Genomic DNA, 20,786 nt, shown 5'->3' on the forward strand with positions numbered 1-20,786 from the left:
CGGGTATACTCGTCCTAATCAATTTTTGATTAGGGCGTTTTTTTATACACTTTTTTAGGTGTGTTGATTAGGGGAATATAGGTTTATTATTGGCCGATAAAAAGATTTTTTTGTTGATATTTTGTTATTATTTGCCCATTTTAGCTGATTGTAGTGAGGGCTACTCGACTCCCGCAGGAAAGCGAGTAGCCCGTAGCGGAAATCGGTGTCTTCTAATTAATTAGAATAGATAAAAATGGTTAATCAACACACCTTAAACTTTTTACAATTTTTCGAGGGGAGCAACTTAGGATGACAATTGTTATTGGAGGGGCGTGGCCATATGCAAATGGTTCTTTGCATTTAGGGCATGTTGCCGCATTATTACCAGGTGATATTTTGGCTAGATATTACCGACAAAAGGGCGAGAAGGTATTGTATGTTTCGGGAAGTGACTGTAATGGCACACCGATCTCTATTCGGGCTGCACAGGAAAACACAACAACGGAAGCAATTGCTAATCATTATCACGAAGAGTTTTCAAGATGCTTCAATGATTTAGGATTTACCTATGATTTGTATACGAGAACAGATGCGCAGCACCATCATGAATCTGTACAAACAATTTTTTTACAGCTATTAGCGAACAATTTTTTATACAAAAAGAAAATTGAACAAGCCTATTGTGAAACGGACAAGCAGTTTTTGCCGGACCGATTTGTAGAGGGGATTTGTCCAAACTGTGGTGCGAAGGCGCGTGGTGATCAATGTGATAATTGCTCAACAATTTTAGACCCGCTCGATTTAATCGATAAACGCTGTAAAATTTGTGGGAATGAGCCAATTATCAGGGAGACAGAGCATTTTTATTTTGCTTTTAGTCAGTTTCAAGGGAGGTTGGAGACTTATTTAGCGGAGGCAAAGGCGGAAAAACGCTGGCGAGACAATGCTTTAGGTTTAACAGAACGTTATTTGGCAGAAGGGGTCCCGGACCGTGCTGTAACAAGGGATTTGCCAAATGGAATAGATGTGCCCGTACCAGGTTTTGAAGGCAAAAAAATATATGTGTGGATTGAAGCAGTAGCAGGTTACTTAACAGCTAGTATTGAATGGGCAAAACAGCATCAAATAGCGATTGAAGATTTGTGGAATGAAGAAACGATTTCGTATTATGTGCATGGTAAGGATAATATTCCGTTCCATACAGTTATATGGCCAGCCATACTTATGGGAATTGGAGCAAAGGCATTACCTACACATATTGTATCAAACGAATATTTAACATTAGAAAAACGAAAATTATCGACGAGTCAAAACTGGGCGGTATGGGTGCCTTATATTTTAAGTCGATACGATGCAGATTCCATTCGTTATTTTTTAACAATGAATGCGCCAGAAAATCGTGATACGGATTTCTCTTGGCGAGAATTTATTTATAGCCATAATGGCGAATTACTTGGCGCTTACGGTAATTTTGTTAATCGTACATTGAAGTTTTTAGAGAAATCGTTTAGTAGTAAAGTGCCTCATGCCGAAGTAGATAATACCATTCGAACACACACAATTCAGCTGTTTAATAATGTTGGGAATCATATAGAAGCGGGTCATTTTAAACAAGCTTTAGAAGCTATTTTTGAATACATTCGTGCGGCGAATCGCTATTTTGATGAGCAGCAGCCGTGGCTACAGGTGAAAGAGAATGTAGAAGCTGGTAATCGTACATTAGCAACGTGTGTGTATATTATTGCTAATCTTGGACAACTGTTACATCCATTTTTACCGTTTTCAGCTGAGAAGGTAAGGGGAATGTTGGGAATCAATGAAGTGATATGGCGTGAGCAAGTGGAATTACCAGCAAGCATTATTGAAGTGACACCACTGTTTGAACGTCTTGATATTGAATTGATTGAAGAGGAATATCGAAAGTTAGTAGAGGGTAGTCGATAGGAAAAATAAAGCAGTATGACTCAATAGTGTCATACTGCTTTTAGCTATTTAATTCATAACAGGCGTTAACTTAGCAACAACGATACTATTGATCGCGTTAATATAAGCTAGCGCACTCGCTTTTAAAATATCTGTATCCGCAGCTTTTGCGATATATTTTTCACCCTCATGCTCGATTGTTATTTTTACTTTACCAAGCGCTTCTTTTCCACGAGAAACACTATTGATATTATATTCTACAAGTTTCACATCAATGTTTGTAATTTCTGCGATGGCTGAATATAGGGCATCTATTGGACCTGAGCCAACCGCACTTGCTTTAAATATCTCGCCACCTTTACGTACTTTGACACTTGCTGAAGGGAAGCTTGCGTTGCTGACGACTTGTAGATCATCGAAGTCGAAGAACTGATCACTGTAATGAGTGGCATTGGCATTGTTTGCGTCATGTTTTTCATAATAGCTTTCAACAATAACATATAAATCGTGATCGTAAACTTCTTTCTTTGCATCTGCTAACTTCAAGAAACCTTCGAATATTCCTTCGAATTCCTCCGCTGAAAGATTTGAAAAGCCCAGTTTTTCAAGGGCATTTTTCACCGCGTGACGCCCAGAGCGAGCTGTTAGGACTAACTCCATATCGTCTAGACCTACATCTTCTGGATGGACAATTTCATAGGCATCACGAGATTTAAGAAGACCGTCTTGATGAATACCAGATGAATGGGCAAAAGCATTATCCCCAGTAATGGCTTTGTTTACTTGTACGTCTAAGCCCATAAAGCTTGAAACAAGACGAGACGTATTCATAATTTCTCTTGTGTTGATACGTGTCTCAGCATTGTATACAGAGCTACGTGTTTTTAACGCCATGACGACCTCTTCTAATGCCGCATTTCCTGCGCGTTCGCCAATGCCGTTAATTGTACATTCTACTTTATCTGCGCCGTTTTTAATCGCAGCAAGCGTGTTAGCAGTTGCCATACCAAGATCGTTATGGCAATGAACACTTAACAGAACGCTATCGTCTAAGTTTTTCATACGCTCATTTAGTTTGTAAATCATCGCTCCAAACTCTTCTGGCTCTGCAAAGCCGACTGTGTCAGGTACATTAATCATTGTTGCGCCAGCCTTCATCACAGCCTCAATGGTTTTCCAAAGATACTCAAAATCAGAACGAGATGCGTCTTCTGTTGAATATTGGACTTGTGGTAGAAGAGTTTTCGCATATTTTACTGCATCTACGCCAATCTGTAGAATTTGATCCTTGGATTTACTGAATTTTTTTTCAACATGAATATCAGAAGTACCAAGCACCATATGAATCATAGGATTTTCAGCGTATTTTACAGCGTTATAAACAGCATCAATATCTGCCTGTACAGCCCGTGCTAAAGCAGTAATCATAATGTCACTTGTATGACCAACTTTTTGTGCGACAGCTTTAACTGCATCAAAATCTCCTTGTGATGAAGCAGGGAAACCAGCTTCGATAATATCGACGCCTAATTTTTTGAGTTGCTGAGCAATCTCTACTTTTTCGTATAAATTCAGTTTTGCACCTGGCACTTGCTCGCCATCACGTAAAGTTGTATCAAACACCCAAATTTTTCTTCCCATTTTCAAACACTCCTTTTGTAGTAGTTGTCATTATATTGATAATGTCTCAGCCTTGCACAATAGAGACGAAATCCACACCTAGGCCAATAAAATAAAAACAAAAAAACCCGCCTCTATATAAAAATATAGAGACGAGTTTATGCTCGCGGTACCACTCTAATTGACTTTCTCATGACAGAAAAAGTCCCCTTATCGACAGCCATCACTGTCTATCCCGTTAACGGAGGAAACCGACGTCCCTTACTTAAAGTTCAGGGAGTGGCTCATGGACGAGTTCAAAATGTGTGCCTATCGGTTTGCACCAACCACCGACTCTCTACAAGTACACTTGCATTTCTACTATTTCCAATCTTGGCCTACAATGTGTTGTTGAAAGCAATCATACTTGGATATCGTCCGTATGTCAACAATATTCTAAAAATTATTTCTTTTCAGTCTTATCAGGGGGCGATTTATTATGAAAGCAAACATTTGATAACAATAAAAAACTCTCTTTTTTGGGTCATCTCCGAAATTTTGTGATGGCATTTGTTAAAATGTATGCCATGTATATAGGCTGATTGGAGTGGAGGTTGGGCGACTCCTTGGGGCTCGTCGGATGCCCCTGGGAAAGCGCCCAGTCGGAACGGAAATCAACCACGTGTTGGCGATAATCATTATTTTTCGCAATAAATGTAAGTATTTATGTAATAATAAAGGGGTAATTAACAGTTTAGAAAGAGGGCGTGACAATGAAATTTGTATTTGATTTGGACGGTACAATTTGCTTTAAGGGTCAACCATTAAGTGAGGGAATTACTAATGCTCTAGAAGCTTGCATCGAAAACGGGCATGAAATCATTTTTGCATCAGCTCGTCCGATTCGTGATTTACTACCAGTATTACCTGAAACAATGCGAGAGTTTTCAATGGTTGGGGGAAATGGTGCATTTGTTGCACGGAACGGAGAAATTATTGAAGTAACAGCATTTGAAGCAATAATTGTAGAAGAGATTCAAAATATTATTACAGCATTTCGATTGCCGTATTTAATAGACGGTGATTGGGATTATGCATATACAGGAAGTGAGGCACATCCAATTTATCAAAATTTAGATCCGCTAAAGCTTGCGAAAAACGTGTCATTGCAGGATTTGAAAGCTATAGTGAAAGTTGTATTATTTCCTGGAGAGCAACGCAAAGAAATAGTAGGTGAGCTAAAAAAACTACCAATCTTGTTATATGAACATACATCCGAAAATATTGTAGATATGAGCCCGAACGGCATAGATAAATGGAGTGGCCTGACGAAGCTAGGTATCGCTGAAGGTGAATTTGTCGTGTTTGGTAATGATGCGAATGATGCGTCCATGTTTGCAAAGGCGAAAGAAAGCGTTTGTGTAGGTGAACATAAAGTACGTGAGATTGCGTCTTTACAAGTATCAAGTGAGGAGACGGCAATAATTAAGATGTTAAGTGTGCTAAATGAAAAGTACAAAGAAGAGGCTTTAACTGATTAGATTCCTGTGCTACTTGTATTGAGAATCCTTCATAGATCGAAGACTCCAGTACACATACAATGAATGTCATCGATAGATACCATCTAGGGATAATCAGAGTCCGTTCTCATATAGGAAGATGTTAAAAAGGAGAAGGTAATATGGTAGATCCTAACACAATTTTGTTCCTTTGGCAGCTCTCGTTTTTCATTTCTTGTGTCACATTAATAGTAGGTATTTTTAAAAAGTCTTGGGTTTTTATGCTGATTAGTACAATTTCATTTTTGCCTATAGCATTATATTTTTTAGGAGCAGTAAATGCTTTTAAATATATTGGACTAACCCCATTTGTTCTTTTCATTTTAACTTTATTATTTTGGTTTTTAAAAAGAAAAGGATAAATATATTTGTTTTATGAGCTGACTTTGCACTCGTAGAATCAATGGTTTTCTGTATTTTACCAGGTAGATACTTTGAAAACAGCTCATACGTTTAACTATAGTCGTGGTGCTTCGAGGCATAATATTGTTAAAATGCATGCAATGTATTCAAGTTGATTGGAGTGAAGGCTAGGCGACTCCTTGGGGATCAGCGATAGAGGAACGAAGGCTAAAACCATCACATCCTGTGATAACGCCTTCGTGACCAACATCGTGTTGGCCCGAGACCCTGCAGCGAAGCGAAGCGGCTCATCGGACGCCCCCAAGAAGCTTTGCTCTGTGCGAAAGCGAAGCGACAGCAACAACAAAGCGCCTAGTCGGAACGGAAATCAACCCTACGTTATGATAATTAGCTATTATAGAAACTTTACCAAATTCCTTAATCCACTTTAAAACGTGAAACCTGTGTTTGTAATTCCTCGGCCATGTTTGATAGTGCGGCAGCAGAAGCGGCCACTTCTTCAATAGTCGCTAGTTGTTCCTCAGAAGCAGAAGCTACATTTTGTAGATTTGAAGAAGACATCTGTGCGATTGTTGCAATTTCATCGAAGGATGCGTAAATTTGCTCAGCACTCGATGACATTTCTTCAGAAACTGTTGTTGCCTCTTGAATTTGTTTGGATACTTGTTCGATCAGTTCAACGATTTTTGAGAAGCCTTCCTCCGCTACTTTTACAACTTGCATACCCACTTGAACCTCTTGTGTACCAGTATCCATGACAGTTACGGCACGATTTGTATTCTGTTGGATTTCTGAAATCAAAGTAGCGATTTGTTCAGCAGATCGCTTGGATTGCTCCGCTAATTTTTTTACTTCATCCGCAACTACTGCAAAGCCACGACCATGATCTCCTGCGCGTGCTGCCTCAATTGCAGCATTCAATGCTAGTAAATTTGTTTGCTCTGCAATATCTGTAATAAGACTAATAATATTTCCAATTTCAACAGAATGGTTTTCTAAATTTTTTACAACACTAGCAGATTCTAAGACTGCTGAATTAATTGTGTTCATCTGCGTAATAACACGGTGAAGGGATTCATTTCCTTTATTCGCTTCCGTATTTGTCTCTATAGCAAGCTCTGAAACGGCAGCTGTAGTTACAGCCAATTGTTGGATACCTTTTGTCATAGTTTTCATAGCTACCGAGCTTTCAGTAGCATTTTTACCTTGAGCTTCGGAGCCACTTGCTACTTCTTGTATAGAAGAAGTAATTTGTTCTGTCGCTTGAATAGTTTGTTCAGCGCTTGCGGTTAATTCAGCAGCAGAACCACTTACTTGCACGGTGTTATGACGTACATTTGTAATAAGATCCTTTAAATTTACCGCCATTTGATTAAAGGCAAGTGCTAAATCACCAACTTCATCACGATTCTTAATATGAATTTGCTCAGCTGTTAAATCGCCCCCAGCAATCTTTTTCGCAGTCTTTGCCATACCTTTGATAGGGCGGGAAATAAGGCTTCCCATGACCATAGCAATTATCAGACTAATGACGACGGCAAAAACGCCAAGAATAATCATTTGGAATTTAATGGATTGTATTTCTTTTGATGTAGCAGCGATTTGCCCTTTTATATATTCATCTTGATAGTTAGCAAGGTTAGCCACACGTTCATCGAACTGTTTAATAATTAGGCGGCCTTGTGTGCTATCAAGCTTTTCATATTGTTCTGTTTCTCCAGCTGCCTTTAATGAAAACATTCGATCTGCGAACTGTTGGGCATCTTGCTCGCTTTTATTGATTGCCTCTAATAATTCAATCGATTTTTGAGAATCGAACGATGCCATTAATTCATCATATTTCTTTTTAAATTCTTCACGGGATGCTGTATTACTTTGAGAATTTTGTTTATCCCCAAGTAATAGATAGCCTCTCATACTTACAATTTCTTGTTTAGCAATTGCGCGGAGCTCTTGTATACTAATAGATTTTGTTGTTTGTTCTTCAAGCAACACGCGATATGTCATGTTTACTGAATTAAGCTGTTTAATATTTAATCCGATGGTGCCAACTAATACTAAAATAACAATAAAAAAACCGAGTGTTAACTTCTTATAGATAGTAAATCGCATAGTTGTTGTTTCCTTTCTCAGTAATTTAGTAGAAATGTTACAAAAAAATGAAATATGTATATACCATTTATATCAGATTATATGAATTTTACAAAGTATTATGAGAATTTTTACTATATTGAATAGGAATAATATGGACGTAAGTTGTAGATAAAATGATAAAAAAGGTAGAATAAAGTGCTGTTTTACTATCAGTGAAAGCGGATAGTTATGTGTATATCACAAACAATTAAGACAATTTGCATAAATTTGAAACTAAATGAACTGTAGTTACGTAGAAATAGTAAAGGAGTAAGCAAGGATGTGGGAAGATGTATAGACCTGTTTTGAAATTGTCAAAAACAACATATGAAAAGATTTGGGACTATATCGGTGGTGGATTATTTGTACTGTCCATCTTTTATATTTTTGTCATGTGGGGCAAATTGCCCGAGGAGATTCCGGCTCACTTTAATGGTGCAGGAGAAGTTAATCGCTGGGGTTCCAAAATAGAATTATTCATCCTTCCGTTAATCGGAATATTTCTATGGATTTTTCTAGGGTTCCTTGAAAGGGTTCCGCATACGCATAATTACCCAGCACGCTTAAATGAAAGTAATGTAGAGGCATTTTATTTAAATAGCCGAAAAATATTAAATGAAATAAAAAACCTTTGTCTCATTTTATTTGCAGCTATATCATTCCAAATGGTCCGTATTGCAATTGGTGAGGTAGAGAATATTGGCTGGTGGTTCCTACCGATAGTGCTAATTGGAACAGCCATTCCGATTATTAAAGGAATAGTAGCGACTACCAAAATAAAGTAGCTTATTTCAATATAAAACTAAACGCTCGAGAAAATTCGAGCGTTTTTTTGTACGAATTTTTCTTTAAATCAGCTATACTATCAAAACTAAGAGAAAATTGTATTGATAATTAGAAGAGGTGCCAAAGCTATGCAAAAGAAGTTTAAACTGAAGGATGGACTGTCCATTGCCATTCATAATCAACCACAGGATATGATACTGGAGGGAATATCCCAATCAGGGAGTGCACCTCATGATCGAATCATTGCTTTTGTGTTTACGATTGATGAAATGGTCAAATTATTACAAGATGCATTAAAGTTAAACACTCTCGTGGAACAGGGCTATTTATTTTTTGTTTATCCGAAAAAGGGGAATAAGAAGTATGAACAGTTTATCCATCGCGATGAAATCTTCCCAGCTATTCAAGTAGACGAGGAAAAATACATTGTTGGCAGTGATTATAAATTTGCGAGTCTTATGTCGTTAGATGAGACATTTTCAATAGTAAGCATAAAAAGAGATGGCAAGGGCCGTGGCAAGAAGAAGACGGCGAGTAGTCAGTGCGTAGGTGACTATGAGGGTATGATTCCTCAATTGCGTGATGCACTTGCAGAAAATACGGATGATTTAACATTTTATGATGGATTAACACCGGGTTATCAAAAGGACTGGGCCCGTTATATCTATAGTGCGAAAAAGGATGAGACGCAGGTGGCGCGTTTAGAGGAAATGCGTGAAATTATCAGACTGGGCTACAAAACAAAGGAATTATACCGAAAAGCAATGGCGGAAGGTAAAGCATAAATAACAAAGGGACTTTATTGATTCCTTTTAGTGATGCAATATTCATGGTAATTGGCAATCCTATGATTAGCCTAGCATTCATTACGCAGCAGAGCGATTAAAAACGGAAATCAATTCTACGTTATGGAATGAGTCTTCTATAAAGATATACACCTAGCAATAATACTATGTTGAAAAGGGGAGAGAGTATGAAAAACACTTATATTGAGCAAGTAGATGAAAAATGGCAGGAGGGTTTTGCCAAACTTGTAGATGTGGTAGAAAGCAATTTACCAGAGGGTTTTGAAGAAAGTATGTATTATGACATGATAAGCTATGTTGTCCCGTTATCTACTTATCCGAAGGGCTACCATGTTACACCGAATACTCCTTTACCCTTTATAAGCCTTGCTGCACAAAAACGTCATATTGCGGTTTATCATATGGGCATTTATGCAGATCAAGCGTTACTCTCGTGGTTCCAGGAGGAATATGCGAAACGAGTACCGACAAAGCTTAATATGGGGAAAAGCTGTATTCGTTTTACAAACACTAAAAATATTCCATATGAACTAATTGGAGAGCTTGTTTCGAAAATGACACCAACACAATGGATTACAAAATATGAAGGGGAGTTAAATAAATGAAAAGTGCCACTACGTTTTTAATGTTTCAGGGACAAGCCAATGAAGCTATTCAGCAATATCAACAGTGGTTTTCAGAGTTGCAGGTAGAAAGCTTAACGTATATGGAAAACTCACAACAAGTTGCGATGGCTGTTCTTCATTTAAAGGGTCTGAAAATGATGGTGAATGATAGTGTTATACAGCATAACTTTACATTTACACCGTCAACTTCTATTTTTGTGGAATGTGAGTCTATAGAAGGAATCGACAGTCTAGTTGCTCAAATTTTAGAGGGTGGACAGGCGTTAATGCCACTTGATAATTATGGGTTCTCAAAGAAATTTGCCTGGATTCAGGATCGCTTCGGTGTATCCTGGCAACTAACATATAATTAAATTTAGGAATAAATGAATATGCCTAATCGCCAAAAGTTAGGGATGATTTTAAAAAAACGTATACAATGTGTATAAGTCGGAACGGAAATCAACCTCACGTTATGATGATGAGCCATAGACATGAAAAATAGACAGAATAAGCTCTTATGCAACTAGAGGACGATAAAAATCCGATGCAATAAGGCTTAATCATGTTAAAAGGAGAATAGCATATGGCAGTAACTTTAGTAAGACACGCTATAAAATATGCTGAAGCAATGCATGCGCTGTCTTCCATGCCACAGGTTCGAGATGCACTAGGGTTACCTGCTGGCAAAGTGGAAGATACGATAAACTTTATTAAACGTGAATGTGTGGATGAAGAAGCTGGAAAAACAGTTCCTCGTGTTGTCTTGGATGAGGAAGGACAACTAATTGGTGTGACGGCGTTAATGTTTATTGATCACAATAAAAAGAGCTGTCATATTGGTTCATGGCTTGGCTATGAATTTTGGGGAAAAGGCTATAATCTTCAATCGAAGGTTGCAATTTTGGATATTGCATTCTTTGAGTTAGGGCTAGAGCGTGTTTTTGCAGGAGCTAGAATGGTCAATATTCGCTCACAAAAGGCACAGGAAAAGTTGTCTTTTATTCGACTAGGAGTTGAGAAGGATTTTCCGCAGGAGCATTCATGGCTAGAGGTCAAAGAAAAGCAGCCATGTGTTTTAAATGTTTTTGAGCGCGAAGATTTTGTTCGATATCGTACAGCCTTAAAGAAAGTGGAAGGTGTGCGGGAAGACTATTTACCACAATTATTATTAGCTGATGAAAGTGAAGTCGCTGTTCGAGAATATTTAAATGATGGTGAATTATATGAGATTAAATGTGGCGAGCAGTTAGCGGGTGTTGCTTTACTTCTTGCACAGTCTGATGCAACAGTAGAGTTAAAAAATATTGCGATCGTACCGAAGTATCAAGGAAAAGGACTTGGGAAGGAAGCGCTGCGACAAATAACAACAGTTTGCCAATCTCAGGGATATAAAACGATAATAGTTGGAACTGCAAATTCTAGTATTGATAATATTGCATTCTATCAAAAAGCAGGTTTTCGTATGGAAGCAATTGAGAAAGACTTTTTCAGTAATTACCCAGAGCCGATCTATGAAAATGGTATTCGTGCACTCGATATGATTTTCTTTTCAAAGGCATTGTAAAATAATATAAACATAAAAAATACCCGTCCAACTTGAGTTGTGCGGGTATTTTTATTCGCCAAACAACAGTGCCAACAACTTTTCTTTCGAATGTAAAAAGTCATCTAGAGTATAGCGATCTAGGACGGCCAAATAGGCTTGTAGTGCTTCGTATAATACGCCTTTTAGCTGACACTCTGGTGCGATTTTGCATAGATTATTTTCTTTGTCAAAGCATTCGACAAGATGAAAATCCTCTTCTGTATGACGCACGATTTCACCAATTGTAAGGGTCTTTGGATCAATCGCTAGGCGAATTCCTCCACCTCGTCCTCGAATCGTTTCAATATAGCCCAATAATCCAAGTTGGTGTGTCACCTTCATTAAATGGTTTTTCGATATATTATAAGCATCAGAAATTTCTTGGATAGTTGATAATTGGCCTTCTTCCTTTGCACCCAAATATATGAGTGTTCGAAGAGAATAATCTGTGTATAAAGTTAAGCGCATAAGAACACCCTACTTTCTATAGTTCAAAATAATTATAGCATTTTTACATTGAAGTATAATAAATTCAATACTTTTTTAAAGATGTATTTAAAATACATTAATTATGTCCATTTTGTTAAAGATGTATTTTGTATATTGCTTTAAGGGATTGATAGCGTTATATTGTAATCACGAAAGGGTGGTAAGCGATATGTTAAAACAAGAAACAGTACAAATTATTAAAGCAACAGTTCCTGTATTAGAAGTTCATGGAGTGGAAATTACTAAAACGTTTTATAAAAATATGTTTCAAGCTCATCCAGAATTATTAAATATTTTTAACCATACAAATCAAGAAAAAGGTCGTCAGCAAACGGCATTAGCAAACACAGTTTATGCTGCTGCGGTTCATATAGAAAATTTAGAAGCTATTTTACCAGCGGTGATGTTAATTGCCCATAAACACCGTAGTCTAGGTATTTTACCTGAGCACTATCCAATAGTAGGAGAATACTTATTAAAAGCGATTAAAGAAGTGCTTGGTGATGCAGCAACAGATGATATTATTAATGCTTGGGCTGAAGCATATGGCCTAATTGCAGATATTTTCATTCAAGTAGAAGAAGAGCTATATCAAAAAGCAGAAGGTAATGGCGGATGGCGCTTATTTAAACCATTGAAAGTGGCGAAAAAAGTAGTAGAAAGTGAACTTGTTACATCTATCTACTTTGAAAATGAAGATGGTTCCCCTCTACCAGCTTATGAGCCAGGTCAATATATCAGTATCCGTGTGAAAGTACCAGGCGAAGAATATTTAATGAACCGTCAATATACACTTTCGCAAGCAAGTACAGAAGATGGCTATCGTATTTCTGTAAAACGTGAAAGCGATCATACGCCAAATGGTAAAGTATCTAACTTTATTCACGACGTATTAGAAGTAGGAGATTTAGTAGATGTAAGTGTTCCAGCAGGACTATTTGTCTTAGAAGAAACTGCTGCTCCAATTACATTTATAAGTGGTGGTATCGGTGTAACGCCATTAAACAGTATGCTACAATCACTAAAAGATGATGCGACAAATGAAGTGAGCTTTATCCAATGTGCACGCAATGAAAAAGTTGTAGCATTTAGCGATGATATTAAAGAGAAAGTAAATGTGCTTCCAAATGCAACATACACAGCGTTATATTCAGATGAAGATAAGAAAATCACAAAAGAATTTTTAGCTGAAAAAGTAGCCAACAATGCAGATGTTTACGTATGTGGACCAGTTGGCTTTATGGAAGCGGTCATTAAAAATTTACATGAGATTGGCGTGAAAGACGAAAAAATTCATTATGAATTCTTTGGTCCAGCAATGCAGTTAGCAAAATAAATAACTATCTGACCCCTTGTTATAAAAAAGCAGTTTTCTGCACTTGTAGCAAGGGGTTTTTGTGTGCGTAGATATGAAAAAAAGTCATTAGATTTAAAATAGTTAAAAAAGTAATTGAATTCATAGTAAAACAAGTGGTAATATACCCTATAAGAATACTAAGGTATTGGAAGGGGAATGATGGATGGGTCAAATGGTTATTACAGGACTAATTTGCGGAGCTTTACTTGGATTTGTTATGCAACGTGGTCGTTTTTGCTTAACTGGCGGATTTCGCGATATGTATTTAACAAAAGATAACCGTATGTTTTATGCATTACTTATTGCAATAGCAATCCAAAGTGTTGGTGTATATACCTTGATTAGTTTAAAGGTATTTGAATTCAGTGCTGGTTCTTTACCAATCGTAGCTGTTATTGTTGGTTCATTTATTTTTGGGATTGGCATTATTTTCGCTGGTGGTTGTGCAACAGGTACTTGGTATCGGGCGGGAGAAGGTCTAATTGGCAGTTGGATTGCATTAGCTGGTTATATGCTTGTAGCAGCAATGATGAAATCAGGCGTATTGTTGCCGTTGGATACGGCTATTAAAGAAACGAGCATTAAAAGTAATTCTATTGCCGAGACAATTGGCGTAAACAACTGGTTGATTATAACGATTTTTGTAGTGGTTGTTGCATTGATTGTTTACCGTGAGCTAAAGAAGCCACGATTAAAAATCCCAGGGTTAAAGCCGAAAAAAACGGGATTAGCACATATTTTGTTTGAAAAACGTTGGCATCCATTTATAACTGCAACAATTATTGGTGTGATTGCAACTTTAGCATGGCCGTTAAGTGTAGCTACTGGTCGCATAGGCGGATTAGGCGTTACAACACCTTCTGCTAATATTTTGCAATTTTTGGTGACAGGAGAAATTAGCTTCATCAACTGGGGTGTTTTTCTAGTATTGGGAATTTTCTTAGGATCATTATTCGCGGCAAAAATGAGTGGTGAATTTAGATTCCGTATTCCAGATACAAAAACAGCGATTAACAGCTTATGTGGTGGACTTATGATGGGGTTCGGCGCAGGTTTAGCAGGGGGTTGCTCAATTGGTAATGGATTGGTGATGACAGCGATGATGACTTGGCAAGGTTGGATTTCATTAGGGTTTATGATTTTAGGTACATGGACAGCATCTTACTTTGTATTCGTTCGACCAAGTAAAAAAGCTAAGCAAGCTGCGCACGTAATAACAGCGTAAAAAGGAGTGTTTTCATATGAAAAGAACATTAGAAGTCATGGGAATGGTTTGTCCATTTCCATTAGTGGAAGCAAAAGAAGCTATAAAAGACTTAAACTCAGGCGATGAATTAGAAGTGCAATTTGATTGTACACAAGGTACAGAATCTATTCCTCGTTGGGCTGCTGAAGAAGGGCACGAGGTAACAGAGTATGAACAAGTTGGCGAAGCTGCCTGGACAATAACTATTAAAAAGAAATAAGCCTTCATGGCTATTTAAGCGGGAAATTCGATGATAGAATCGTCGGATTTCCCGCTTTTTTTGTAACTGAAAGATAAGAAAATAAGGGTAACAACCTGAAAGGGACGGATAAAACGTTGATACAAGCGGGAAATGACATTGTAACGATGAGTAAGAAAAATTCGAGCTTTCATGTTGACATTATACCTAATGGGGTATATTATGAATCACGTAAGCAAGTTCAATCGATCGTTTTGAAAGGAGGCATGATAGTATGGCTTACGGTACAAAAACAGCTAATCGAGTGAAGCGAATAGAAGGTCAATTGCGTGGTGTTTTACGCATGATGGAAGAAGAAAAGAACTGTAAAGATGTGATTACACAGCTATCTGCCGTGCGTTCTGCGGTTGATCGAACTATTGGAGTAATCGTTAGTGAAAATTTATTGGAATGTGTAACGACTGCTGAAGGGGATGCGGAAAAAGTGAATACTGCGATTCAAGAAGCAATGGATTTAGTCGTGAAAAGTAGATAAATTTTATATACCCTAAATAGTATGTGTGAGGAGGCGAATGTTACATGGGAACATGGATTATACTTGCTGTTGTTATAGCATTTTTCGTTTGGCGAATGAAGCCAACGAAAGGGGTACAGTCAATTTCTGCGGTACAATTGAAAAATATTTTACATGATAAGGATAAAGTTTTTATCGATGTGCGAACACCAGCTGAATATAAGGGGCGAAATATCCCGCAGTTCAAAAATATTCCGCTCGGTTCTAGCTTTGACAAAATACCGAAGGACAAAGAAATCGTTGTCATTTGCCAAAGTGGCATGCGCAGTAGTCAGGCATGTAAACAACTGAAGAAACAAGGATTTGAGCGTGTGACAAATGTCCGTGGAGGCATGAGCGCGTATTAGGAGGAGAATAGCGTGAAGGAAATTTCAACAATGGAAGTACAACAGGCTTTAGAGCAAGGTCAGGCAATAAATTTAATCGACGTACGTGAAGTAGATGAAGTGGAGTCAGGACACATTCCAGGCATTATTCATATCCCACTTGGCTTACTTGAATTTCGTATGCATGAGCTAAATAAAAATGAACCATATGTTATGGTCTGTCGATCAGGTGGTCGTAGTGGTAGTGCTACTCAGTTTTTAGAAAGCCAAGGCTTCGATGTATCCAATATGGTTGGTGGCATGCTTGCTTGGAATGGTGAAGTAAAGTAGCAGATGCAGTGAACCTATAGCGCTTGCTATATTTTTTTAATAAAAATAATACCTATGTAGGTATGAGGGAGGATGTTATGAGTATTAAGGCAGATTTTCAGCTGGATGCCAAGGGGCTTTCTTGTCCTATGCCAATTGTTAAAACGAAAAAGGCGATGGCTGATTTAGTAGATGGTCAAATTTTAGAAGTATCAGCAACGGATAAAGGTTCGAAGGCGGATATTGCTGCATGGGCTGAATCTGTGGGTCATCAATATATTGGGACAGTGGAAGAAGAAAGTGTGCTTAAACATTACATTCGTAAATGCTCGGACGACACGATGGAAGAGCAAACATTTGAACATACAATGGAGTTAAAAGAGGCAATGGAAAGAGAAGGTCTTATTCTCGATGTTCGTGAGGAGGCAGAGTTTGCTTTTGGCCACATAGAGGGAGCAAAGTCTATTCCGATGGGTGAGCTAGACGGACGCCTTTCTGAACTTGATAAAGAGCAAGAGATTTATGTCGTTTGTCGAACTGGGAAGCGTAGTGATTTAGCTGCCCAAAAGCTTGTGGCACATGGCTTTACAAAGGTATTTAACGTTCTTCCAGGAATGACATCCTGGACAGGAGATTTAACAAAAAATATTTAGGGGGAATTTATTATGTCAAATAAAGTAGCGATAATTGCAAGTAACGGTGGTCTTTTCGATGCGTATAAGGTGTTCAATATTGCAACGGCAGCGGCGGCTACAGAGAAAGAAGTAGCGATCTTCTTTACATTCGAAGGGTTAAATTTAATTCACAAACAAGGGATGCATGCATTACCTATGCCTGCGGGAGCGGAGCATTTTGCAGAAGGGTTTGCTAAAGCTAATGTACCAGCAATTCCGCAATTAGTGGAAATGGCACAGGAATTAGGTGTGAAGTTGATCGCGTGTCAAATGACTATGGATGTAATGGGTTTAACGACAGATGATTTTATTGAAGGTATCGAGGTTGGAGGAGCTGTGACGTTCTTAGAGTTTGCGAAGGATGCAGCACCGTCATTAACATTCTAATTAACATAAATGATTTTAACTTATTTCAGCAGAAGTCTCCCACCTCTATAGGTGGTGAGATGAATGCGGTTTTAAGTTGTTTTTCAGCGGGTGTACAAACATCTGTAGCTGACGCTTCGCTTTCGCTACAAAAAACACTTGCTGAAATAGAGGAACTCAGTCTAAGAACGCCACGTCCTGTGGCAACGACTGAGTGACCAACTTCGTGTTGGCCTAAAGCCTCCGGCGGATGTCACGGAATCGGAAAGGAGTTCTTAGGGGATGTTAGCCTAAAATCATCGCATCCATGCGATAACGGCTAACTGACTTGCGTCGGTGCTGCTGCCGCTACGCTTTCGCGCAAAAAACATCTGCAGGCCTAAGCACAAAGCCGATTCCGGACGCAATTATGCCGAGGCATAATTGATCTTATTATATAGGCGGAGAGGACAATCCTTTCCGCTAAAAAAATCAATAAAATAATACCTCAGGGGGTAATAAGAGTGTCAGTTTTAAAATGGAGTGCAGCAGAAGTAGCAAAAAAAGTAATTAATAAAGAAGAATTATTTATTTTAGATGTCCGAAATGCGGATGCATTCGAAGATTGGAAAATTGATGGCCATAAATTTGAATACCTTAATATTCCGTATTTTGAGTTGTTAGATGGCGTTGAAGATATTTTACCGAAGATTCCAGTTGATAAAGATGTGTTAGTCGTTTGTGCGAAAGAAGGCTCATCGCTGATGGTAGCTGAGATGTTATCAGAAGCAGGTCGTGCAGTGGCTTATTTAGCTGGTGGAATGAAAACGTGGAGTGAATATTTAGAACCGATTAAAGTTGGAGATTTAACAGGTGGTGGTGAGCTTTATCAATTTGTACGTTTAGGGAAGGGTTGCCTTTCTTATATGGTCATCTCTGAGGGTGAAGCAGCGATTATCGATGCTGTGCGTTTTACAGACGCATTCACAAGCTTTGCGGAAGAGAAAAACGTAAACATTAAATATGTGTTCGATACACATTTACATGCCGATCATATTTCTGGTGGTCGACATGTAGCAGCTACTACTGGTGCGACGTATTATTTACCACCAAAAGATGCTGAAGAGGTTGTGTTTGACTATACACCTTTACTTGATGGCACAACTGTCCAAGTGGGCGCCTCCAAAATTGACGTAGGAGCGATTTATTCGCCTGGTCATACAATTGGTTCAACGTCATTTGTTGTAGACAACAAGTATTTATTAACTGGAGATATTTTATTCATTGACTCAATTGGACGTCCTGATTTAGCGGGTCTTGCAGAAGATTGGGTTGGTGATTTACGTGAAACACTTTACAAACGATACAGAGAATTATCGGATGATCTAATTGTTTTGCCGGCTCATTTTATGGTGATTGATGAACTAAATGAAGACGGAACTGTAGCAAAACACCTTGGACAATTATTTGCTGAAAATCACGGCTTAAATATTAAAGATGAAGCAGAATTCCGAAGTGTCGTAACAGAGCATTTGCCTCCACAGCCGAATGCCTATCAAGAAATTCGTCAAGTAAATATGGGTAAGGTTACGCCAACGCAGGATGAGCAGACAGAGATGGAAATTGGTCCGAATCGCTGCGCAGTTAGATAGTACGTTTAACTTCTTTCAGCGGGAGCCCCCCACCTCTATAGGTGGTGAGATGAATGCGGTTTTAAAGTCACTTTTCAGCGGGTGTCCAAAACATCCGCTGAAAGAAGTTAAAGCCTCCGGCGGATGTCACGGAATCGGAAAGGAGTTCTTAGGGGATGTTAGCCTAAAATCATCGCATCCATGCGATAACGGCTAACTGACCTGCGTCATGCAGGCCTAAGCACAAAGCCGATTCCGGACTCAATTATGCCGAGGCATAATTGATAAGATAGAAATGCAATGAGTACGCATGTATGGTTATAGCATGTAAATACCGCAAAGCGAAGGCGCTCATCCTTCGTAAAGTTGTGAAAAAACAAACAGAACCGGCAAAATCGCTTACAACGTTTGCTGTTCCAAAGGAGAAAAATATGAAATCAAACTTACAACTAGATGCAAAAGGTTTATCTTGTCCAATGCCTATAGTGAGAACAAAAAAGGCTATAGATACATTAGCTTCAGGGGAAATTTTAGAGGTTCAAGTAACAGATAAGGGAGCTTTAGCTGACATTCCCGCTTGGGCCGAAGCTGGCGGTCATATCATTTTAGACAAAGCTGAAGACGCTGGCGTCATTACATTCTTTATTCAGAAAGCTTAAAACTGGTGAGGGTTGTCTCTTCTATTAGAAGTTTAGAGCAACCCTCCTTTCATTTAATATTGATGGAAATGATCATGTCCCTTAAAGTGAAGTCACCAGAAAGAAGGAAAAAATATGGATTTAGCATGGATTATTACAATATTTTTGATTGGCTTTGTCGGTTCGTTTGTATCGGGAATGCTAGGAATTGGCGGAGCAATTATTAAATATCCAATGTTATTATATATCCCACCTTTACTTGGTTTTGCAACATTTTCAGCACATGAGGTATCAGGTATTAGTGCAGTAGAAGTGTTTTTTGCCTCTCTTGCTGGGGTGTGGGCATATCGAAAAGGTGGTTATTTAAATAAATCACTGATTATATATATGGGTAGTGCCGTATTAGCAGGAAGTTTCATTGGTAGTTATGGCTCCCAATTTTTATCTGAAGTGGGGGTTAACGTCGTTTATGGTGTATTGGCGTTGATTGCTGCAGTGATGATGTTTATTCCTAAGAAGCAAATTGACGATAAGCCATTGGATGAGGTGACGTTCAATAAACCGATAGCAACTGTATTAGCTTTTATTGTTGGTATTGGATCGGGGATTGTTGGGGCAGGTGGTGGCTTCTTGCTAGTACCGATAATGCTAGTAGTATTAGGTATACCAACACGTATGACAATCGCTACAAGCCTTGCCATTACTTTTATAGCCTCTATAGGCGGGACAATTGGAAAATTGATGACGGGACAAGTTGATTATTATCCTGCAATCATTATGATTGTAGCAAGCCTAATAGCAGCTCCATTAGGTGCAAAGGCAGGGAAAAAATTAAATACAAAAGTTTTACAAGCTATTTTAGCAGTGCTCATTTTAGCAACTGCCATTAAAATTTGGATAGATATATTGTAGGGAGCTGTAGTAAATGAAAATTGAGATTTTCTCAGATTTTACATGTCCGTTCTGCTATATTGGCAAAAAAGAATTGGAACGTGCCATTGACTTGGCAGGTTATTCAGGACAGGTAGAAATTGAATACAAAGCATATCAAATTGGACCAGATACGCCTAAGAAAGATGCACCAACTTTATATGAGGGTATGACTGCAAAATTGGATTCCACGATAGACGAAGTAAAGGAAATGACTAAGGGTATAGCAATGCGGGCTGAAGAGGTTGGTTTGCGTTACAATTTTGAAGATATGAAAACAGCGCATACTGAAAAAGCTCATCGATTGGCAAAATGGACAAGACAGTTTGGCAAAGAGTCGGTCTATACGGAAGAACTTATGAGTGGTTACTTTACGGAAGGAAAAGACTTAAACGACGATATGTTCTTGTTAAAAGTCATTGAAACGATAGACTTAGATGTTGAAATAGCGAAGGGTGTTTTGGCATCAACTGACTTCAGTGAAGCTTTAGACAGAGATCGATATGATGCCCAGCAGCTAGGTGTACAAAGTGTTCCGTTCTTTGTTTTTGAAAATCGTTACGGTATTAAAGGTGCGGAGCCAAATGAGGTTTTTGTGCGAACTTTGCATCAAGCGGCCGAGATAGCTGGGATTCAGCCGGTATTAAAGATGGTAGGTGATGGTGAAGCTGTTTGTGCAGATGGTGAATGTAAATTATAGTGAAATGCTAAAATGTCGGGTACA

25 protein-coding genes and 2 other annotated features (1 of these 27 only partly in view) are annotated in these 20,786 nt (G+C 38.4%); of the genes, 21 read left to right on the plus strand and 4 right to left on the minus strand.

All coding sequences use genetic code 11. The features are described from left to right. Window positions 1-20 (plus strand) — a binding site (T-box leader) (it extends 247 nt beyond the left edge of the window). Window positions 21-291: 271 nt separating this feature from the next. Then, a complete protein-coding gene (metG, locus tag ACFCYJ_RS06590) occupies window positions 292-1,926 on the plus strand; it encodes a methionine--tRNA ligase (RefSeq protein WP_376072306.1) in 1,635 nt (544 codons plus the stop codon). A 48-nt stretch (window positions 1,927-1,974) separates the two neighbouring features. On the opposite strand, the gene ACFCYJ_RS06595 is transcribed toward metG, so the two are convergent. Continuing rightward, window positions 1,975-3,546: a 2-isopropylmalate synthase gene (locus tag ACFCYJ_RS06595; protein WP_376072309.1), complete on the minus strand. Its 1,572-nt coding sequence runs from the start codon at window positions 3,544-3,546 to the stop codon at window positions 1,975-1,977. A gap of 124 nt (window positions 3,547-3,670) precedes the next feature. Continuing rightward, window positions 3,671-3,908, minus strand: a binding site (T-box leader). A 369-nt stretch (window positions 3,909-4,277) separates the two neighbouring features. Between ACFCYJ_RS06595 and ACFCYJ_RS06600 the strand changes: the two genes are divergently transcribed. Further along, window positions 4,278-5,045: an HAD-IIB family hydrolase gene (locus ACFCYJ_RS06600; protein ID WP_376072312.1), complete on the plus strand. Its 768-nt coding sequence runs from the start codon at window positions 4,278-4,280 to the stop codon at window positions 5,043-5,045. A 121-nt stretch (window positions 5,046-5,166) separates the two neighbouring features. On the opposite strand, the gene ACFCYJ_RS06605 is transcribed toward ACFCYJ_RS06600, so the two are convergent. After that, window positions 5,167-5,385 carry a hypothetical protein gene (locus tag ACFCYJ_RS06605; protein WP_376072315.1) on the minus strand — a complete coding sequence of 73 codons (219 nt, stop codon included), beginning with the start codon at window positions 5,383-5,385 and terminating at the stop codon, window positions 5,167-5,169. 220 nt (window positions 5,386-5,605) lie between these two features. Between ACFCYJ_RS06605 and ACFCYJ_RS06610 the strand changes: the two genes are divergently transcribed. Further along, window positions 5,606-5,857: a hypothetical protein gene (locus ACFCYJ_RS06610; RefSeq protein WP_376072318.1), complete on the plus strand. Its 252-nt coding sequence runs from the start codon at window positions 5,606-5,608 to the stop codon at window positions 5,855-5,857. Here ACFCYJ_RS06610 and ACFCYJ_RS06615 read toward each other — a convergent pair. Further along, on the minus strand, window positions 5,844-7,538 hold the full coding sequence (locus ACFCYJ_RS06615; RefSeq protein WP_376072320.1) for a methyl-accepting chemotaxis protein: 1,695 nt from the start codon (window positions 7,536-7,538) through the stop codon (window positions 5,844-5,846). The genes ACFCYJ_RS06610 and ACFCYJ_RS06615 overlap by 14 nt on opposite strands. 311 nt (window positions 7,539-7,849) lie before the next feature. Between ACFCYJ_RS06615 and ACFCYJ_RS06620 the strand changes: the two genes are divergently transcribed. The 5 genes from ACFCYJ_RS06620 to ACFCYJ_RS06640 all read left to right on the plus strand — a co-directional run bounded on the left by ACFCYJ_RS06620 (window position 7,850) and on the right by ACFCYJ_RS06640 (window position 11,323). Further along, complete coding sequence (locus ACFCYJ_RS06620; protein ID WP_376072323.1) at window positions 7,850-8,344, plus strand: DUF1648 domain-containing protein; 495 nt, start codon at window positions 7,850-7,852, stop codon at window positions 8,342-8,344. Window positions 8,345-8,473: 129 nt separating this feature from the next. Then, window positions 8,474-9,130, plus strand: coding sequence for a YdeI/OmpD-associated family protein (locus ACFCYJ_RS06625; RefSeq protein ID WP_376072326.1), 657 nt, complete (start codon window positions 8,474-8,476; stop codon window positions 9,128-9,130). A 188-nt stretch (window positions 9,131-9,318) separates the two neighbouring features. Then, window positions 9,319-9,756: a DUF1801 domain-containing protein gene (locus tag ACFCYJ_RS06630; RefSeq protein ID WP_376072328.1), complete on the plus strand. Its 438-nt coding sequence runs from the start codon at window positions 9,319-9,321 to the stop codon at window positions 9,754-9,756. Next, window positions 9,753-10,130 carry a VOC family protein gene (locus ACFCYJ_RS06635; RefSeq protein WP_376072331.1) on the plus strand — a complete coding sequence of 126 codons (378 nt, stop codon included), beginning with the start codon at window positions 9,753-9,755 and terminating at the stop codon, window positions 10,128-10,130. Before ACFCYJ_RS06630 ends, ACFCYJ_RS06635 begins: the two co-directional genes overlap by 4 nt. Before the next feature lie 212 nt (window positions 10,131-10,342). After that, window positions 10,343-11,323, plus strand: a complete 981-nt coding sequence (locus tag ACFCYJ_RS06640) for a GNAT family N-acetyltransferase (RefSeq protein ID WP_376072334.1) — start codon at window positions 10,343-10,345, stop codon at window positions 11,321-11,323. A gap of 51 nt (window positions 11,324-11,374) precedes the next feature. On the opposite strand, the gene ACFCYJ_RS06645 is transcribed toward ACFCYJ_RS06640, so the two are convergent. After that, window positions 11,375-11,812, minus strand: coding sequence for an Rrf2 family transcriptional regulator (locus ACFCYJ_RS06645; protein WP_376072336.1), 438 nt, complete (start codon window positions 11,810-11,812; stop codon window positions 11,375-11,377). A gap of 190 nt (window positions 11,813-12,002) precedes the next feature. Between ACFCYJ_RS06645 and hmpA the strand changes: the two genes are divergently transcribed. The 13 genes from hmpA to ACFCYJ_RS06710 all read left to right on the plus strand — a co-directional run bounded on the left by hmpA (window position 12,003) and on the right by ACFCYJ_RS06710 (window position 20,762). After that, window positions 12,003-13,169 carry an NO-inducible flavohemoprotein gene (gene hmpA, locus ACFCYJ_RS06650; protein ID WP_376072339.1) on the plus strand — a complete coding sequence of 389 codons (1,167 nt, stop codon included), beginning with the start codon at window positions 12,003-12,005 and terminating at the stop codon, window positions 13,167-13,169. 184 nt (window positions 13,170-13,353) lie between these two features. Beyond that, window positions 13,354-14,415 (plus strand): YeeE/YedE thiosulfate transporter family protein, encoded by a 1,062-nt coding sequence (locus ACFCYJ_RS06655; protein WP_376072342.1) that lies wholly within the window; start codon window positions 13,354-13,356, stop codon window positions 14,413-14,415. A 16-nt stretch (window positions 14,416-14,431) separates the two neighbouring features. Continuing rightward, a complete protein-coding gene (locus tag ACFCYJ_RS06660; protein ID WP_049663225.1) occupies window positions 14,432-14,656 on the plus strand; it encodes a sulfurtransferase TusA family protein in 225 nt (74 codons plus the stop codon). 253 nt (window positions 14,657-14,909) lie between these two features. Further along, on the plus strand, window positions 14,910-15,170 hold the full coding sequence (locus ACFCYJ_RS06665; protein WP_249074807.1) for a metal-sensitive transcriptional regulator: 261 nt from the start codon (window positions 14,910-14,912) through the stop codon (window positions 15,168-15,170). A 44-nt stretch (window positions 15,171-15,214) separates the two neighbouring features. Then, window positions 15,215-15,556: a rhodanese-like domain-containing protein gene (locus tag ACFCYJ_RS06670; protein WP_376072346.1), complete on the plus strand. Its 342-nt coding sequence runs from the start codon at window positions 15,215-15,217 to the stop codon at window positions 15,554-15,556. Between the two features lie 12 nt (window positions 15,557-15,568). Beyond that, a complete protein-coding gene (locus tag ACFCYJ_RS06675) occupies window positions 15,569-15,865 on the plus strand; it encodes a rhodanese-like domain-containing protein (RefSeq protein ID WP_376072348.1) in 297 nt (98 codons plus the stop codon). 77 nt (window positions 15,866-15,942) lie between these two features. Beyond that, on the plus strand, window positions 15,943-16,497 hold the full coding sequence (locus ACFCYJ_RS06680) for a sulfurtransferase TusA family protein (protein ID WP_376072351.1): 555 nt from the start codon (window positions 15,943-15,945) through the stop codon (window positions 16,495-16,497). A gap of 12 nt (window positions 16,498-16,509) precedes the next feature. Continuing rightward, window positions 16,510-16,905, plus strand: coding sequence for a DsrE/DsrF/DrsH-like family protein (locus ACFCYJ_RS06685; protein WP_079562216.1), 396 nt, complete (start codon window positions 16,510-16,512; stop codon window positions 16,903-16,905). Window positions 16,906-16,964: 59 nt separating this feature from the next. After that, a complete protein-coding gene (locus ACFCYJ_RS06690) occupies window positions 16,965-17,102 on the plus strand; it encodes a hypothetical protein (protein WP_376072355.1) in 138 nt (45 codons plus the stop codon). A gap of 285 nt (window positions 17,103-17,387) precedes the next feature. After that, entirely contained in the window at window positions 17,388-18,515 is a 1,128-nt protein-coding gene (locus ACFCYJ_RS06695; protein ID WP_376072358.1) for an MBL fold metallo-hydrolase, read from the plus strand. A gap of 410 nt (window positions 18,516-18,925) precedes the next feature. Next, window positions 18,926-19,153, plus strand: coding sequence for a sulfurtransferase TusA family protein (locus tag ACFCYJ_RS06700; RefSeq protein WP_376072695.1), 228 nt, complete (start codon window positions 18,926-18,928; stop codon window positions 19,151-19,153). A gap of 114 nt (window positions 19,154-19,267) precedes the next feature. Continuing rightward, the gene (locus ACFCYJ_RS06705; RefSeq protein ID WP_376072361.1) at window positions 19,268-20,044 is read left to right on the plus strand and encodes a sulfite exporter TauE/SafE family protein; all 777 of its coding nucleotides are present in this window, start codon (window positions 19,268-19,270) and stop codon (window positions 20,042-20,044) included. Between the two features lie 13 nt (window positions 20,045-20,057). Continuing rightward, on the plus strand, window positions 20,058-20,762 hold the full coding sequence (locus ACFCYJ_RS06710) for a DsbA family oxidoreductase (protein ID WP_376072364.1): 705 nt from the start codon (window positions 20,058-20,060) through the stop codon (window positions 20,760-20,762). Window positions 20,763-20,786: the final 24 nt, after the last annotated feature.

The organism is Lysinibacillus sp. NPDC056232, assembly GCF_042267565.1.
Lineage (GTDB): Bacteria > Bacillota > Bacilli > Bacillales_A > Planococcaceae > Lysinibacillus.